This is a genomic window from Methylophaga sp. UBA5088 (assembly GCF_002414625.1).
GTDB lineage: Bacteria > Pseudomonadota > Gammaproteobacteria > Nitrosococcales > Methylophagaceae > Methylophaga > Methylophaga marina.
The window spans coordinates 39,635-41,164 of sequence record NZ_DIAC01000074.1; the positions used below are offsets into that span (position 1 = coordinate 39,635).

The 1,530-nt window shown below is 42.5% G+C and carries 2 protein-coding genes; both read left to right on the forward strand.

Annotation, left to right across the window (positions count from 1 at the left end; translation table 11 throughout):
* The first annotated feature begins 137 nt into the window (after positions 1–137).
* Positions 138–1,049, forward strand: a complete 912-nt coding sequence (locus tag B4K20_RS09575; protein ID WP_414673344.1) for a 5'-nucleotidase — start codon at positions 138–140, stop codon at positions 1,047–1,049.
* A gap of 6 nt (positions 1,050–1,055) precedes the next feature.
* The coding region (locus B4K20_RS09580) for an HDOD domain-containing protein (RefSeq protein WP_289282712.1) at positions 1,056–1,530 on the forward strand (475 nt) is incomplete at its 3' end.

Below are 1,530 nucleotides of genomic sequence, written 5' to 3' on the forward strand. Positions count from 1 at the left end.
TCATTGATAGTTTGAGTGACGACCTCAAAAGTCTTTCTGAATATCCCAGTATAAATCAACAAGGGCAGATTGCCTGGGAGCGTATTATCCGAGTTGCACGGACTGATGGACAGTCATTATTAAGGGATGTTTGAACCATGATGGATACAAAACCGCTTGTTCTCGCTATTTCATCTCGCGCCTTATTTGACTTGGATGAAAGTCATCGCATCTATGAAGATCAGGGCACAGAAGCTTATTGTCGCTATCAAATAGAAAATGAAGATGTCCCCTTAGCGCCAGGCGGTGCCTTTAGTCTGGTACGTAAATTACTCGCGTTAAATGACAACAACCCAAACACACCCAAGGTTGAGATTATTTTATTGTCTCGCAATAGTGCTGATACGGGGCTTCGTGTTTTTAATTCTATTCAACATCATGGATTAGCCATTACCCGCGCAGTATTTACATCTGGAAGCAGTCCGTATCGTTATGTGGCGCCGTTTAATGCACATTTATTTTTATCAACCAGTCCTGAGGATGTCGGAATGGCGTTAGAAGCAGGTATTGCTGCTGCGACAATTCTGCCTTCACACATTAGGAATAATAATGATAGCGATCAACTTAGAATTGCATTTGATGGTGATGCCGTTCTGTTCTCTGACGATTCGGAGCGAATTTTCAAAGAAAAGGGATTAAAAGCATTTACTGAAAATGAACAACAGACCGCACATGAACCCCTCCCTGGTGGGCCGTTTAAAGATTTTTTAATGGCGCTAAATCAAATTCAGACGGAATATGGCGAAAATGCTTCACCGATTAGAACAGCACTGGTAACTGCGCGATCTGCACCAGCACATGAACGTGTTATCAGAACGCTAAGGGCTTGGGAGATCCGTATCGACGAAGCAATATTTCTAGGTGGCATGGACAAAGGACCATTTTTAAAATCATTTGGCGCTGACATATTTTTTGATGATCAAGAAAAGCATTGTCAATCAGCGCTTGAGCACGTCGCTACAGGCCATGTGCCACATGGTGTAGCTAATCAGAAAAAGTCTTTGGATTAATCTTGAATGGAAAACGCTGCACTTTCTAATTGGGTCAAACAACTTAGTGGAGTGGATATGCCGATCTTTTCGGGAACGGTTGCCAACGTCACAAAAGCTCTAAATAGTGGAAAAAGTTCAGCGTCAGATGTCGCCAATATTATTCTTCAAGATGCCTCTTTGACCAGCCGGGTTTTAAAAGCGGTTAATACTGTTCATTTCAATCCAACCAAGCACAGTATCAGCACGGTATCTCGTGCAGTCATGGTCATGGGCTTTGAGCAAATCAAGGTCTTAACCCTGTCAATGGCCCTGATTGACAATTTACAAGCAGGTGAACAGCGTACACAACTGATACAAGAAATGGCATTTGCTTTTCATGCTGCTACTCAGGCACGAGAATTTGCTAAGCATTTAAAGCGCAATGATGCTGAAGATATCTTTATAGCAACGTTACTTTCGCGTCTGGGCTATATGGCTTTATGGGCATTTGCTGATAAAG